Source organism: Collimonas sp. OK242, assembly GCF_900107095.1.
In the GTDB taxonomy this organism is placed as follows: domain Bacteria; phylum Pseudomonadota; class Gammaproteobacteria; order Burkholderiales; family Burkholderiaceae_D; genus Collimonas.
Map to the genome: position 1 here is coordinate 52,450 of NZ_FNOR01000008.1, position 13,923 is coordinate 66,372.

General features: G+C 55.9%; 13 protein-coding genes. 3 read left to right on the forward strand and 10 right to left on the reverse strand.

What is annotated here, in order from left to right:
- Positions 1-9: 9 nt before the first annotated feature.
- From BLV81_RS10225 to BLV81_RS10235, 3 genes are read left to right on the forward strand one after another with little or no spacing between them, the layout of a single operon-like run.
- On the forward strand, positions 10-1,569 hold the full coding sequence (locus BLV81_RS10225; RefSeq protein ID WP_092355242.1) for a sensor histidine kinase: 1,560 nt from the start codon (positions 10-12) through the stop codon (positions 1,567-1,569).
- Between the two features lie 32 nt (positions 1,570-1,601).
- A complete protein-coding gene (locus BLV81_RS10230) occupies positions 1,602-1,868 on the forward strand; it encodes a DUF4212 domain-containing protein (protein WP_092355245.1) in 267 nt (88 codons plus the stop codon).
- The gene (locus BLV81_RS10235; RefSeq protein ID WP_092355248.1) at positions 1,865-3,901 is read left to right on the forward strand and encodes a sodium:solute symporter family protein; all 2,037 of its coding nucleotides are present in this window, start codon (positions 1,865-1,867) and stop codon (positions 3,899-3,901) included. The genes BLV81_RS10230 and BLV81_RS10235 overlap by 4 nt, the downstream gene beginning before the upstream one ends.
- A 30-nt stretch (positions 3,902-3,931) precedes the next feature.
- Here BLV81_RS10235 and BLV81_RS10240 read toward each other — a convergent pair whose 3' ends face one another.
- From BLV81_RS10240 to BLV81_RS10285, 10 genes are all read right to left on the reverse strand, one after another.
- On the reverse strand, positions 3,932-5,869 hold the full coding sequence (locus BLV81_RS10240) for an alpha/beta hydrolase family protein (protein ID WP_255365105.1): 1,938 nt from the start codon (positions 5,867-5,869) through the stop codon (positions 3,932-3,934).
- 150 nt (positions 5,870-6,019) lie between these two features.
- Positions 6,020-6,652: a C39 family peptidase gene (locus BLV81_RS10245; RefSeq protein ID WP_255365107.1), complete on the reverse strand. Its 633-nt coding sequence runs from the start codon at positions 6,650-6,652 to the stop codon at positions 6,020-6,022.
- Between the two features lie 337 nt (positions 6,653-6,989).
- Positions 6,990-7,256, reverse strand: a complete 267-nt coding sequence (locus BLV81_RS10250) for a hypothetical protein (protein ID WP_092355256.1) — start codon at positions 7,254-7,256, stop codon at positions 6,990-6,992.
- Positions 7,257-7,743: 487 nt separating this feature from the next.
- Positions 7,744-8,163 (reverse strand): hypothetical protein, encoded by a 420-nt coding sequence (locus BLV81_RS10260; protein WP_092355262.1) that lies wholly within the window; start codon positions 8,161-8,163, stop codon positions 7,744-7,746.
- Positions 8,160-8,366 carry a hypothetical protein gene (locus BLV81_RS23625; RefSeq protein WP_143036320.1) on the reverse strand — a complete coding sequence of 69 codons (207 nt, stop codon included), beginning with the start codon at positions 8,364-8,366 and terminating at the stop codon, positions 8,160-8,162. The genes BLV81_RS10260 and BLV81_RS23625 overlap by 4 nt, the downstream gene beginning before the upstream one ends.
- Before the next feature lie 63 nt (positions 8,367-8,429).
- The gene (locus BLV81_RS10265; protein WP_092355265.1) at positions 8,430-8,711 is read right to left on the reverse strand and encodes a hypothetical protein; all 282 of its coding nucleotides are present in this window, start codon (positions 8,709-8,711) and stop codon (positions 8,430-8,432) included.
- Positions 8,712-8,727: 16 nt separating this feature from the next.
- A complete protein-coding gene (locus BLV81_RS10270) occupies positions 8,728-9,195 on the reverse strand; it encodes a class IIb bacteriocin, lactobin A/cerein 7B family (RefSeq protein WP_092355268.1) in 468 nt (155 codons plus the stop codon).
- Positions 9,192-10,130 carry a hypothetical protein gene (locus BLV81_RS10275; protein ID WP_092355270.1) on the reverse strand — a complete coding sequence of 313 codons (939 nt, stop codon included), beginning with the start codon at positions 10,128-10,130 and terminating at the stop codon, positions 9,192-9,194. The genes BLV81_RS10270 and BLV81_RS10275 overlap by 4 nt, the downstream gene beginning before the upstream one ends.
- Before the next feature lie 214 nt (positions 10,131-10,344).
- On the reverse strand, positions 10,345-11,289 hold the full coding sequence (locus BLV81_RS10280; protein WP_092355273.1) for a transglutaminase family protein: 945 nt from the start codon (positions 11,287-11,289) through the stop codon (positions 10,345-10,347).
- A complete protein-coding gene (locus tag BLV81_RS10285; RefSeq protein ID WP_092355276.1) occupies positions 11,286-13,832 on the reverse strand; it encodes a circularly permuted type 2 ATP-grasp protein in 2,547 nt (848 codons plus the stop codon). Before BLV81_RS10285 ends, BLV81_RS10280 begins: the two co-directional genes overlap by 4 nt.
- Positions 13,833-13,923 lie beyond the last annotated feature (91 nt).

Sequence of the window (13,923 nt, forward strand, 5' to 3'; positions counted from 1 at the left end):
GCGTGCCCCATGCGCGACGCTCAATCCCTGGCTGCGCAGCCAAGCTCGTCCACCAAAGCAGCCGCACACGCCGAAGAGCGGGTCCAGCGCTCACTGTTCGGCGAGATCCTGGACTGGATGCTGGTGCCCTTGCTGCTGTTATGGCCGATCAGCATCGCGATTACCTATGTCGTCGCGAAATCGATCGCCAACCAGCCCTTCGACCAGGCATTGGACGATAGCGTCACGGTATTGTCGCAGCAGGTCAGCGAAGTCAACGGCAAGGTAGTGACGCGCCTGACCAACCCGTCGCGCGACTTCCTGCGCGCCGACGATGTCGATGCTGTCTATTACCTGATCACCGGTCCGCATGGCGAATATATCGACGGCGACCGCGACATGCATTTGCCGGTGACGGAAGAAGATCCCTTGCATCCGGGCAGGGTCAGGTTTCTGGACAGTTCCGTGCATGGCAGCGATGTGCGTATCGCCTATACCTATGTCGATCTGCGCAATGCGATCGACGGCAATGATGCTGCCGGCAAGAAAGAGCCGCCACGGCTGGCGCTGGTGCAAGTAGGAGAAACGCTGGAAAAACGCGCCCGGCTGGCGAATGAAATCATCAAGGGCGTGATCCTGCCGCAATTCCTGATCCTGCCGATTGCGCTGGCGCTGATCTGGTTCGCCTTGTCGCGCGGCCTGTCGCCCCTGTCCGAACTGCAGCAGCGCATTCGGGCCCGGCGCCCGGACGACCTGAGCCCCATCGATTCGGGCCAGGTGCCGGAAGAAATCTCGCCGCTGGTAGGCTCGCTCAACGATATGCTGTCGCGCCTTTCACTCTCGATTCAAACCCAGAAGCGTTTCATCGCCGACGCCGCGCATCAGATGAAAACGCCGCTGGCCGGCATGCGCATGCAGTCCGAACTGGCGTTGCGGCAAACCAGCCACCAAGACATTCATCGCTCACTTGAGCAACTCGCCAAGAGTTCGGAATCGGCGACCCGGCTGGTCAATCAATTGCTGTCGCTGGCGCGGGCGGAGAACCAGTCGCAGGAGAGCGCGCCGTTCGTGCAGGTCGATTTGTCCGAATTCGCGCGTGCCGTGGTGCAGGACTGGGTCCAGACCTCATTCACCCAGCGCATCGATTTCGGCTTTGAGCAGGCCGATCAAGCGTTGCCGGTCTTGTGTAATCCGCTCATGTTGCGCGAGCTGCTCGGCAACCTGATCGACAATGCCCTGCACTACACGCCGGTCGAGGGCCGCGTTACCGTCCGCGTGCGCGGCGGCGGGGTGGAAAACTCTGCAGCAGGATTGGCAATACTCGAAGTCGAAGATACCGGGGCCGGCATTCCGCCAGCCGAGCGCGACCATGTGTTCCACCGCTTTTACCGCATCCTCGGCAGCGGCGGCGGTAACGGCAGCGGCCTGGGACTGGCGATCGTGCGCGAAATCGCCCAGCAACATGGTGCCGAAGTGACGATTTCCTACAATCCGCGCAGCACCGATCCGGAATTGCCGGGCAGCCTGTTCCGCGTCAGCTTTCGCTTGCTGGAAACCCCGGCGCCGGAATCCAATACAGATTTCCATTAACGACAATATTAATCATCGGACCAGATATACGTATGCTGAAAACCCGCCCGCGCCATCCCGCCAGTCACTGGCAAAGCACCAGACGGCTGACGTTGGGCCTGTTGCTGATCTGGTTTGCGCTGACCTTCTGCGTCATCTTTTTTGCACGCGAGCTGTCGAACGTAAGCCTGTTCGGCTGGCCGCTGTCGTTTTACATGGCGGCGCAGGGCCTGGCGCTGGGCTATCTGCTGATCGTCGCGGTATATACCTGGCAAATGAAAAGAATAGATCAACACCAGCCGGACCGCGAGCAGCAATGAACGATACATCTTTCTTCTGGCGGCTGGTACGCTATTACGGCTGGTACACCGGCGGCTTCGTCCTCTTGCTGGTGGTATTGGCGATCCTGGAAAAAGAAGGCTTGCCGCGCACCTGGATCGGCTATCTGTTCATGTTTGCGACCATTGTCCTGTATGCCGGCATCGGCATCGTGAGCCGCACTTCGGATGTTTCCGAATACTATGTGGCAGGACGCCGGGTGCCGGGATTGTTCAACGGCATGGCGACCGCTGCCGACTGGATCTCTGCCGCCACGTTCATCAGCCTAGCCGGCGGCCTCTACCTGCAGGGCTTCGACGGCCTGGCTTACGTCATCGGCTGGACCGGCGGCTATTGCCTGGTCGCCTTGCTGATCGCCCCCTATCTGCGCAAGTTCGGCCAATACACGATCCCGGATTTTCTCGCCGCGCGCTACCGTGGCCACACCAACAGCAATCCCATACGGCTAGTCGCAGTGGCGGCCACAGTAGTGATTTCCTTCATTTACGTGGTGGCGCAAATCTACGGCGTCGGCCTGATCACCTCACGCTTTACCGGCGTCGATTTTTCGGTCGGCATTTTCCTTGGCCTGGCCAGCATCCTGGTCTGCTCTTTCCTGGGCGGCATGCGGGCGATTACCTGGACCCAGGTGGCGCAATACATCATTATCCTGTTTGCCTATCTGATTCCGGTCATCTGGCTGTCGACAGTACATACGCACAACCCGGTGGCGCCATTGTCCTATGGCTCGGTGCTGGCGCAGATCGGCACCATCGAAAAGAAGCTGGATGCGGATCCGAAAGAAATCGAAGTGCGGGCGATATTCAAGGCCAATGCAGATGACTTCGATGCGCGCCTGCACGACTTGCCAAAATCCTGGGAACAGGGACGCATAGATGCACAGCAACATCTCGAACTGCTCAAGCACAACAACAGTTCCCTGATCGAGATCCGCGCCGCCAATCGCGCCTTGAACAACTATCCGAAGACGCCGGAGGAAGCCGAGCGTATATGGCTGCAAGACAAAGCCGCCAACCTGGCGCGCGCCGAGCCGCCGCAGCCACAGGCCACACCATTTCCCGGCGTTACTCCGGAGGCATCGGATATCAAACGGAATAATTTCCTGGCTTTGGTGTTTTGCCTGATGCTGGGTACGGCTTCCTTGCCGCACATCCTGATGCGCTACTACACCACGACGTCGGTGCAGGAGACCCGAAAATCGGTATTCTGGACCTTATTTTTCATCGTGCTGATCTATCTCACGGTGCCGGCGCTGGCGGTGCTGGTGAAATACACGATCTACACCTCGCTGGTCGGCTCGGATTATGCACATCTGCCGGAATGGGTGTCGTACTGGGCCAATCTCGACAAGAGCAATCCGCTCGTCAGCATTGTCGATCTTAACCATGACGGTATTGTGCAACTGTCGGAAATCAACCTGGACGGCGACATGATCATGCTGGCGACGCCCGAGATCGCCGGCCTGCCCTATTACATTTCCGGACTGGTCGCAGCGGGCGGACTGGCGGCGGCGCTATCGACCGCAGACGGCTTGCTGCTGACGATTTCCAACGCCTTGTCGCACGATGTCTATTACAAGATGATCGATCCGCATGCTTCCAACGCCAAGCGCGTCACGGTATCCAAATTGCTGTTGCTGGTGGTGGCATTGCTGGCGGCGTATACCGCCTCCTTGAAACCGGGCGATATCCTGTCGATGGTTGGCGCGGCATTTTCGCTGGCGGCCTCGACCTTGTTCCCGGTGCTGGCGCTGGGAGTGTTCTGGAAACGCGGCAACCAGCAAGGGGCGATTGCCGCCATCGTAGTCGGCTTCGGCACCTGCATCTATTACATGCTGCATACCTATCCGGCGCTCGGCGGCTCGGTCAGCGGCCAATGGTTCCACATCGCGCCTATGGCTGCCGGCGTCTTTGGCGTGCCGGCCAGCTTGCTGGCGCTGGTCGTCGTCAGCCTGCTGACGCCGCCGCCCGATCCGCGCGCGGTGGCGCTGATGAATGATATTCGAGCGCCTTGATTGACGGCGCCTAGAAAATTTTCATAAAGGCTATTGCTTGCCAATATTTTTGTCGAGGAAATTCTCGACCCGACTCCAGAAGTCGACATTGTTCTTCTGCAGCCGCCAGCCATGTCCCTCTTCCGGATACTGGATCCATTCGACGTCGAGATTTGTCGCTTTCACGGCATCGCGGAATTTGGTTCCGTGTACAAGAGGAACCCGTGCGTCAGCACCGCCATATGCCAGCAGCAGGGGTTGTTTGATGCGTGCTGCATTTACCAGCGGTGAGGTAGCTTTCAATTGCGCGGAATCTTTGGCTTGATCACCGACCAGTAGCGGCATTCCGTATTTCAGATACTCATTGGAAGTATCGCTCCAGCTGACGTCGTACATCAGGTTGATGTCGGTCACTCCCACCCACTCGAACCCGCAACGATACAGGTCAGGGTCATTAATGAGTCCCATCAGCGTAGCGTATCCTCCGTAGCTGGCGCCAGCGATACAAATCCGCTTCGGATCGGCGACGCCCTGCGCGACCGCCCACTTGGCGCCATCCGCGATGTCATCCTGCATGGCCAGCCCCCATTGTTTCCAGCCCGCTTTGAAATGGCGCCAGCCGAAGCCCGTGCTGCCCCGGTATTCCGGCTCCAGAACCGCGTAGCCGCGAGACGCCAGGAACTGCACCTCGCGATTCCATCGCCACGAACCGCCGCGTACATAAGGGCCGCCGTGCACCAGCACCACAAGCGGCAGATTCTTCTTGCCGGCGCCCTTAGGCATGGTCAGGTAAGCCGGAATTTCCAAGCCGTCCCTAGCCTTATAGCGCACCATATCTTTAGGCGACATTTGCTGCGGATCGATCTGGGGCATGGAACTCCCTAGCATCGCCAGCTTTTTTGACGCGCTGTCATACAAGAAGTACACCGTAGGCTGGATATCGGAAAACGATTGCACCAGCATGTATGGCGTCTCCGGGCGATAAGGGACGCTGATCTGATTGACCGTCGACGGCAGCAGCTCATTGACCGTTTTCTGTATCGCCTGCATTTCCGGGTCCAGCCACTTGGTGTCGTCAGCATCGGTTTCGAAACGCACGCCAAGGATTTTCTTGTCGTTATGAATAATGGAACCGGAAAAATCATAATCCTTGAGCGAGACTAGCGGCTCCGGATCGATGCTGTTTTTACCGAGATCGTAGCGATACAGCGATGCCTTGTCTTTGCCATTTCTGGAACGCACGTACATGCTGCCGTCCGGCCCAAAAGAATACGGCATGAATCCAGCCCCGGCGTAGGTATTGAACTCCGCAAGTTTGCGCCATTTTTTCTGGTCTGCATCCCGATAGAAAACCGACTCCAGGTCGCCATCAATCGTGGTAGCGGTACGCGGCTCGCCGTGCCGCTCGATTCCCCATGCAATGGTCACGCCAGGACGTTCGACAATGGTAGAACGTCCCGTTTTGGTATTGAGGCGCAGCAGATTTTCTGACTTTACCGAACGGTCTTTCGCGCGTCCCCAGGTTACGTCAAACTGACAGACATAAATATCGTCGGAGTCATGGATGGCTGCACAAAAATAGGTGTTGGCAGGCAAGACATTGTATGTGTTGCTGCTGCGCGCCGCCAATAACTGGAAAGAACGCTCCACTAATTGCCTGAATTCTTTTCCGTCGCGGTTGATTGCGTACAAACCGGAACCCTGGTGCTGATCGCCGGCGCCGACAGACCGATCGCCAGCTTCGAACACCAGGCGCTCGTTATTTACCCAGTGAAACTGACTGATATCCGCATCGTCAAAACTGGCAAGCACTTTTGGTACGTGCTCAGTGACATCCATCACGCCGAGGCGCACATAGCTATCTTTGGCCGGGACTAGCATCGCTACGTAACGGCCATTGGGAGATAACTGGGCGCTGCTGAGAGCCGGGTGATCAAAGAAACTTTGGATAGGCAATGCGCCGGCCGCTGCGGGAACCGTGGCAGTCATGCACAGCACTAAAAGAGTGAATATTTGTATCGGGAGGTAACGCCATATTCTTTGCAAAATGCACATGGATATCGTTCTTTCCTTTAGTTGAATTTTTTATTGATCGCCGCATCATTCGTGACTTCGGGCTATCTTGGTCACACCCGCATATCAAGGGGGCAAATTGCGTTGCAACTGCAGAGATGTCGCTAACGCCGTTGGCCTTCTTGGATGGTTGGTAAAAAAATCTTCGGCTGTGAGGACATCAGCTTGATGAGGCAAAATAACCAGAATCTTTCCCTTGAGCGTCCTCGTATCCCTGGTCTCCCACATCGCAAGAAATTGGTGGCGGCTGAGGTAGCGATTGCCCACCGAAGCATCCGCCAGCCAAACGGTATCGGCATCGATGCCGCGTAAAACAGAGAAGTGATCGTCTTTGCGATATTTGAGATAGACGATGACCGGCATTTTCAGCTTTGTCAGTTGCTCGAATGAGGCAGAGTAAGCGACAGCGCGAAAACCGAACTTTGACAGGGCTCGGGCCATGTCGTCAAACGAGGCCCGCAAATCTCCTTTGTCTATCGCGTCAAGCACAGCTTCCTCGCTGACGCGCTGGCCATAGAATTCATTAAGAATGGTGGCGATAGATGAAGAGCCGCAGGAGAAGTCGAAATTTTGCTTAACGATGCGCGCATCGCGCAAGGTTTTCCAACTGCGGATGGGAAGCCTGCCGTTTGCGCTGACAGTATTGACTTGCACTGCTTCTGAGGACAAAGCGCAGTTGGCATTGAGGCACAGCAGCATGCTGTACGCCCAACTCATTTTTCTGGGAGACGCTCTATAAGACGGTAGCTTACTCATGTCTCTTCCCCATATTTTTCCGTGTCGTATGTGGGTTGATTAATTCAGGAAAATATCCCGACATCAACTCGCCGGCAGATCAACCTCGTCTTTCGGGCGGCGGCGCAATAAAATTGAATGACAGCAGCGATGCCAATCGGGACGACCACCACCATGCTCGTTCTTTTCGAGCGCGCCAAGTATTCTTCGGCAGAATTCTAGCGGGTGCTAAGCAAGGTGATCGCGGGAGATTGAGCGCTATTTTTTTTACCGCCTATCGGTGCTCACGATATCGAGTCTTTCATTCACGTGATTTTTTTTCGCTCTTGCTCTTGTCGTCAGCAACAAAAATCCCCATCAAAAGCACGAATAAGCCGTAAAAAAAGCCAATTACAATCGACCACGGCATTTCATACTTGTGCTCTATCACGCAATAAAACAAACCCGTAAACAATAAAACCGTTGCTATGCAAGTTGCAGGAAAATATTTTGTTTTCTTTGCCCTTGGAATGACGGCTGTGAAAAAATAAATGCTGAGTCCAGTCGTTAATGGCCCGAGATATTCCATAGCAAATTTATTCCCTTTTTTCCATCTTTTAATGAAGATTGAGACGCTGCCAAATTTGGCGGCGTCTCAATCTTGGCGATTAATCTTGCTTCTCTTTACTATCTTGCTTTTTCTTTTCGCAAGCATTTCGCTCAAGCCAAGAGTAGCAATCGTTACCGCAGCGCAAAATACGCCAATCATTTATTTACCTGTTTGATCGCGCTTTAACCAAGAATAAATTTTTTCAAGATTCCCAAGAAATAGCACAAACAATCCGTTCAAAAATCCAAAAAACAATCTCCAAGGCAGCGAATAATCCTCTCGGAAATGGATAAATGGGTATACCGCTACGAAGATTAGAACCGTTAGCAGGCTAAAGAGAAAAACATGCTTTGTAGTTTGTATTTTTTTTGCGCCTGAAGTCATAAACCATATATTTAGTACAGTAATCCATACATAACTTAGTTCCATGTATGACTCCCCAAAAAAAACAATATATAGAAAATATTTATTTAGGCAATATGCATGGCGTACCTGTACAGGCAAGATTAGGTTTGCCAGATGGTCTGATTTCACTTGCATACAAGCCACCGGCGGCTCCAATCCCAATTCCAATGACTCCTCCAACAACACCACCCACCACTCCTGTACCGACGGCGACAGCCAATCCTCCTACATTAGGAGTATTAGCGCCTCTCCAATAGGCAATGCCGGCAGCTGCTCCACTTGCAATTGCAACGGCCACTGGAATCACAGCACCTTCCGTATCTCTCATTTCTTGCGGAGAAAGAAGAGCCAGCTCCAACGGCAATTTATCTTTTTTGAAAATTAGTTGCGCGTCATCGAACTGCGCTGCGTTTTCTTGCATAGCCATCGCAGGCGTGGCAACGATAGCGCTCAAAGTCATTGCGAGTACAAATTTCTTCATGATGCATTCCCCTTTTTAAAGGTGGGTTGAGAAGCGGAAGTAGATGCCTTGTCAAAACTGTGCAAGAAATTAATTCGAACGCTTGATCCGCTGCCGCCGGAGGCATTCGTGGTCGCCGAGAAAGCAAGGCTGCTGGGCTTGCCCCCGATCTCTGCTTCGATGACATAGAATTCACCGATACGGCGCAATGCTTCAGTCGTCACCGCCGAAGTCTTTTAACGGAAATTGAGGCACTGCCAAATTTGGCGGAGCCTCAATATTGGCGATTAATCTTGCTTTTCTACATCACCTTGTTTTTTTCTTTTCATGAGAATTTCGCCCAAGCCAAGAGTTGCAATCATTGCTATAGCGCAAAATATGCCGACAACAAATGCGTACACCAATCCAATATAAATGCCTTTCCCAGGAGGGCTAAAAATTACGTAAGTTGTAAACAGTCCGGAAAAAATCAAGAAGGAACTGGCAAATACCTTCCATTTACTGATTCCACGAGATCGAAAATATTCGACCATAACACCAGCCAAAAAAGGGGCTATAAAATCCAGCATGATTTAACCCAATCGATCATTTTGGCAGAATACAAGGACCTTGCCCCGTACAAGCCAACCCATTTCCCACTCTCTGTACGATATCGTTTGCAGCTATCATTGCGGGACGCCAAGCTAGATTAGCTGCCAGTCCGCCTCCTGATGCGAGCATCAAGGCATTCCCACCGGAACCAATTAATGCTCCTGACCCAGCCGCGATTCCAGCGCCTGTCCATGTCATAGGGCGTCCATTGGCGAGACTGGTTCCTGCATAAATTATGGTATTTACGGCGGCACCGCCAATAGCGCCAGCTACTGCTACAGGTAAGACTCCTCCTTCGGTTTCTTTCATCTCCTGCTGAGAAAGGAGCGACAGTTCAAGAGGTTGGCTATCTATACGAAATATCTGTTGCGTATCATCGAAAGCAGAAACTTTGCTTTCCATCGCTATCGCTGGTGAAACAATCATCGTGCTTAAAACCATTACGAGCGCAGATTTCTTCATGATGCATTCCCCTTTTTAAAGGTGGGTTGAGAAGCGGGAGTAGATGCCTTATCAAAACTGTGCAATAAATTAATGCGAACGCTTGATCCGCTGCTGCCAGATGCGTTCGTCGTCGCTGAGAAAGCTACGCTGGTCGCATCGGAAAGACCGTAGGCGACGCCGAAGTTAAGGTCTGTAGTTGTGCGCCGGAAGCTCTGCGACACCCCATCGATACGATCCGGCTGCCGGCTCAGCCATTGCACGCCGCCAGTGAGAGTTACGCGGTCGTTGGCAGCGAAGGCAAGCGAAGGATTAAGCAACAGGAAATTTCCGGGTGTATAGCGTTGCACGCCATCCCTGCGCTCTTGATTGAACCGATATGCCGCGGTGAGGGAAAGGACAACGGGGTCGACCACGCTGTAGCTTGTTGCTCCGGCTAGCCACGACTTGGCCGTGGAACTGCTTTCTTTTAGCCGCTCGGCCAATGCCGCCTCAACAAATCCAAGCAAGGCCGGCGTCTCGCCATCTTTCAAGAACCGATAATTCAGACCCAGCCATGCATCCGAAAAACGATTGCTGCTGTTGCTTGATGTATCGGAAAAGCTGGAAGAGCGGCTGCTGTTCCACAAATAACTACTGCGTCCGTATAGCTCAGCGTCTTTCGTCAAGCCGTAACGCAGACCTGCAGTAGCGACGCTGGTATCCGTATCGGTTCGTGTTTCACCGATACGCGTCGGGATGGTGATGAAAGAGGTAGGCCCGGTTTGGACAATGATGGGCTCTCCAGCAGCTACACCTTGTTGATTGCTGTTCGCATAGGAAAACGTCGCATCCAGCGTCACTTTACCTTTGGCGGTAATCAGGTCTTCTATGGTTAACGGGAGTTCTGCCGATGCAAAAGACGTGGCTCCGAAGAGGAGCAAGGCGGCGCATGAATGTTTGGGAAGGAGTTTCATGACTGTGAATGTAGATACGACGTATCACACAGTCAACTGTTTTATTAAAAACACAATTAATTTAAGCGATGGCTTATGCCATGTCGTGACCGGCTTAACGATAAGGATGAGTAAAGATTCGCTGAGCCTCGACACTGCGACTTCTGAAGCGTTGCACTGTAATCTCAGTTCCGGATCGCTTGCTTGTTAACCGCACCTGCAAAATCCTGCAGCCTCAAGCAGCGAACCCGAACCCCGGCGCCTCATGCGCCGGCAGTACCGTCACCGCCACCTCCATGGTTTGCTGGCCGCCGCCGATCAGCACGCCGCGCAAGGGTGAGACGTCGAGAAAATCGCGGCCCCAGCCAAGCGTGATGTGGCTGGTGTCCGGGAAGATGCCGTTGGTCGGATCGGCATCTATCCAGCTGCTGGGCTGGCCATCGAAGCTTGGGCAATATACCGACACCCAGGCATGCGAAGCGTCCGCGCCGATCAAACGCGGCTGTCCCGGCGGCGGTTCGGTCAGCAGGTAGCCGCTGACATAGCGCGCCGCCAAACCCAATGAGCGCAGGCAGGACAGCATGAAGTGCGCGAAATCCTGGCAGACGCCGCGCCGGGTAGCAAACACCTCGGTGACCGGCGTGGATACCGTGGTGGCCAGCGGATCGAAAGTGAATTCCTGGAAAATCCGCGTCATCAAGGCTTCTATTCCTGCCAGCAAAGGCAGCCCAGGCGTAAACGATTCTGCGGCGTAAGCCAGCAGCTCGCGCTTGATCCGCACGTGCGCCGATTCAAACAGGTAACGCGTGGCTTCCAGATCGTCCGGCAGCAAGAACTGGCCCGCGTGATACGCGAGCGCGGCACGCGCCTGCTCCCAGGCTGGCGTGACTGAAGGCAATTGACGCGGCGTCAGCGTCACCCAGGATTCAGCCAGCGCGCGCAGATCGGTATGGTCGCTTTCCAGCGAAAACGATTGCATCGGATTGCCGAAACCATCCAGCAGCAATCGCAGGTTTTGCGGTTCGGGCGTAATGCTGATGCCATGCGAAGTACAGGTTTGCCATGGCAGCGAACGCGGCGTCAGGCGCAGCATCTGATGCGACAAGCGCACTGCTTGCGAATACGCATAGTGCGTATCGTGACGAATGTGATAGGTGTAGCTAGGGTGCTCGCCCATCATGACACTCCCTGGCTCACCGGTGCGTTCAGGGGCGTGAAGAAATGCCGGGCCAATTCGTCGGACAGGGAAAAAGCGCCGGCAATCGCATCGCGCATCAGTTGCACCAGACGCGCATGCGCATCTGCCACAAACAAGGAATCATGGCTTAAGTCCTGTAACGCAAATTCGCGCAGCAAGGCCGATAAATGTGCCGGCGTATCCATGTTGAGGGTGCCGAGCTGTTGCGCGATATCGCTCAGATAGCGCTCCAGCATATGGAACTGGAATGCGATGCCATGCGGATTGCTGACGTCGAACACCAGCAGATGCAATACCGGCAGCCATTCCGGCGCCCGTCGATAGCGCACGCGATAAGTGACCACGCTGTTGGCCGACTCCAGCAACCACGGCAAGGTCTTGTTCTGGCGCTCCGCCGGCAGCCGCAGGAACTGGCCGAACAAGGACGCCAGATGGGTCATGCGTTCTATGTGCCGGCCCAGCATCAGGAAATGCCAGCCTTCGTCGCGCGTCATATCGTCCAGCGCGTGTCCGGCCAGGCCGGCGCAAGCCTGGATCACGTTGTTCAGCATGGCCAGCGCGGCGGCAGGCGTCACGCCGGCCTGGCCACCGCTGTCCGCCGTCAGGCCAGGCATGCGATTGAGCGCCTGCCAGTTATCGAGCGAGAGGTGTTCGCGCACCTGGTAGCCGCAATGATGCAAATGGCGCAGATTGGCGGCGATGCCGACGCTCGCGGCGGGATCGACGACGGCGGCAATCAGGCCCTGTTGCATGGCGTTGACGGTTGGCCGTGCTGTCGGCGACGCGCTTGGTAAGACAATCCCGAGGCCGCGGCAGATTTCACAGAGCTGGTAGAAAATCTCGCGCGCTTCACCCTGCAGATCGGTGCTGCGTTGCAGAGTCGCCCTGAGCAGATGCGCCAGGTTGTCGCAGCGCTCGGCGTAACGCCCCATCCAGAACAGGTTTTCGCCGGCATGCGACGAAATATCGACGGTGCTGCATATCGTATCCAGTGCGCGCTGCCGCGCATCGATGACGTCTAACGGCGCTGCCAATGGCGCGCTCGCTTCGCCCACCTCCGGCCGCACCTGGCTCAACACCCACACATCTTTACTGGCGCCGCCCTGCTGCATCGACACCACATCCTTGCGCTGGCGCGGGGCGACCCGCGTCAAGCCGCCCGGCATCACATGGTAGCTGCCGTCGGCAGCGGCGACCACGAATACCCGCAGGCTCACCGCGCGGCTCATCAAGCGATATTCGCCGCTGCGCGACAATACCGGCGCCTGCGACAGGCGCACCCATTCCTGCGCCACATAGGCGTGCGGCTGGGCCAGCAAGCTGTCGACCAGGCGCTGGCGCGCTTGCGCGTTCAGGCTGTGGCCATAGACCGGTTGCATGCGCATCGATGGAAACGCCGGCATGATCACCAGCTGCTCCAGATTGGCCAGGGTGTAATCGAGCGCCGGCTTTTCGCCGCACCACCACGACGCCACCGCCGGCAGCGCCAGCGGCTGGCCCAGCAAGCGTTCGCAGATGGCTGGCAGGAAGCCGTGCAAGGCGCCGGATTCGAGTACGCCGCTGCCGAGCGAGTTGGCGATCAGCACATTGCCGAGGCGCGCCGCCTGCACCAATCCGGGAATGCCGAGGGCTGAATCGGCACGCAATTCGAGCGGATCGCAATAATCGTCGTCCAGCCGCCGCAGGATCGCATGGACGCGCCGCAAACCGCTCAGCGTCTTCAGGTACACCATGTCGCCGCGCACCATCAGGTCGGCCCCTTCGACCAGCGGGAAGCCCAGGGTATGCGCCAGGAAGGCGTGCTCGGAATAGGTTTCGTTATACGGCCCCGGCGTCAGCAACACCACCAGCGGCGGCTCGCCGCCGGCCGGCGCCAGCGTGTTCAGGCTGTCGTGCAGCGTGTGGAAAAATTTCAGCAGGGATTGGACATGCATGTCGCGCACCGTATCCGGCATTGCGCGCGACATGATCTGCCGGTTCTGCAAGGCATATCCGGCGCCCGAAGGCCCCTGGGTGCGATCCGACATGACCCACCAATGGCCATCCGGCGAGCGTGCCAGATCGATCGCGTACAGGTGCAAATGTATGCCTGCCGGCGGTTCTATGCCGCGGCATGGCCACAAGTAGCCATGCTGGCCGAATACCAATGCCGGCGGCAACAGTCCTTCGGAAAGCAGTGTTTGCGGGCCGTACAGATCGGCCAGCACCGCGTTGAGCAGGCGCGCACGCTGGGTTACTGCGGCGGACAAGGTCTGCCATTCATCGGCAGAGATGATCTGCGGCAACAAATCCAGTTCCCAAGGGCGGTTGGCGCCTTGCGGATCGGCGTACACATTGTAGGTAACGCCGTCAGCAGCAATCGCCTCGCGCACCTCGCGCGCGCGGTGCCGCAAAATCTCTGGCGACAGGCCTTCCAGCTGATCGATCAGGGTGCGCCAGTGCGGCCGCAGGCGGCCGCCGGCTTCAAGCATTTCGTCGTAACGATCCGCTTCTGCAGGATAACTTTCGAGTAAACGCCGGTACATAGTCGATCGCTTGCGCCACTTGGAACAATTTAAATGCAAGCCCTGCCGCCAGCGATGTCGAAAAGCTGTAGAGCAACCTGAAAACAGCGGC

What these genes read in the sequence shown, in the direction of transcription:
- BLV81_RS10250 (WP_092355256.1), bottom strand. Translation starts at nt 7,256, where the DNA reads ATGGAATATCTCGGGCCATTAACGACTGGACTCAGCATTTATTTTTTC.
- BLV81_RS10240 (WP_255365105.1), bottom strand. Translation starts at nt 5,869, where the DNA reads ATGACTGCCACGGTTCCCGCAGCGGCCGGCGCATTGCCTATCCAAAGT.
- BLV81_RS10235 (WP_092355248.1), top strand. Translation starts at nt 1,865, where the DNA reads ATGAACGATACATCTTTCTTCTGGCGGCTGGTACGCTATTACGGCTGG.
- BLV81_RS10260 (WP_092355262.1), bottom strand. Translation starts at nt 8,163, where the DNA reads ATGAAGAAATTTGTACTCGCAATGACTTTGAGCGCTATCGTTGCCACG.
- BLV81_RS10280 (WP_092355273.1), bottom strand. Translation starts at nt 11,289, where the DNA reads ATGATGGGCGAGCACCCTAGCTACACCTATCACATTCGTCACGATACG.
- BLV81_RS10270 (WP_092355268.1), bottom strand. Translation starts at nt 9,195, where the DNA reads ATGAAGAAATCTGCGCTCGTAATGGTTTTAAGCACGATGATTGTTTCA.
- BLV81_RS10285 (WP_092355276.1), bottom strand. Translation starts at nt 13,832, where the DNA reads ATGTACCGGCGTTTACTCGAAAGTTATCCTGCAGAAGCGGATCGTTAC.
- BLV81_RS10245 (WP_255365107.1), bottom strand. Translation starts at nt 6,652, where the DNA reads ATGCTGCTGTGCCTCAATGCCAACTGCGCTTTGTCCTCAGAAGCAGTG.
- BLV81_RS10265 (WP_092355265.1), bottom strand. Translation starts at nt 8,711, where the DNA reads ATGCTGGATTTTATAGCCCCTTTTTTGGCTGGTGTTATGGTCGAATAT.
- BLV81_RS10225 (WP_092355242.1), top strand. Translation starts at nt 10, where the DNA reads ATGCGCGACGCTCAATCCCTGGCTGCGCAGCCAAGCTCGTCCACCAAA.
- BLV81_RS10275 (WP_092355270.1), bottom strand. Translation starts at nt 10,130, where the DNA reads ATGAAACTCCTTCCCAAACATTCATGCGCCGCCTTGCTCCTCTTCGGA.
- BLV81_RS10230 (WP_092355245.1), top strand. Translation starts at nt 1,602, where the DNA reads ATGCTGAAAACCCGCCCGCGCCATCCCGCCAGTCACTGGCAAAGCACC.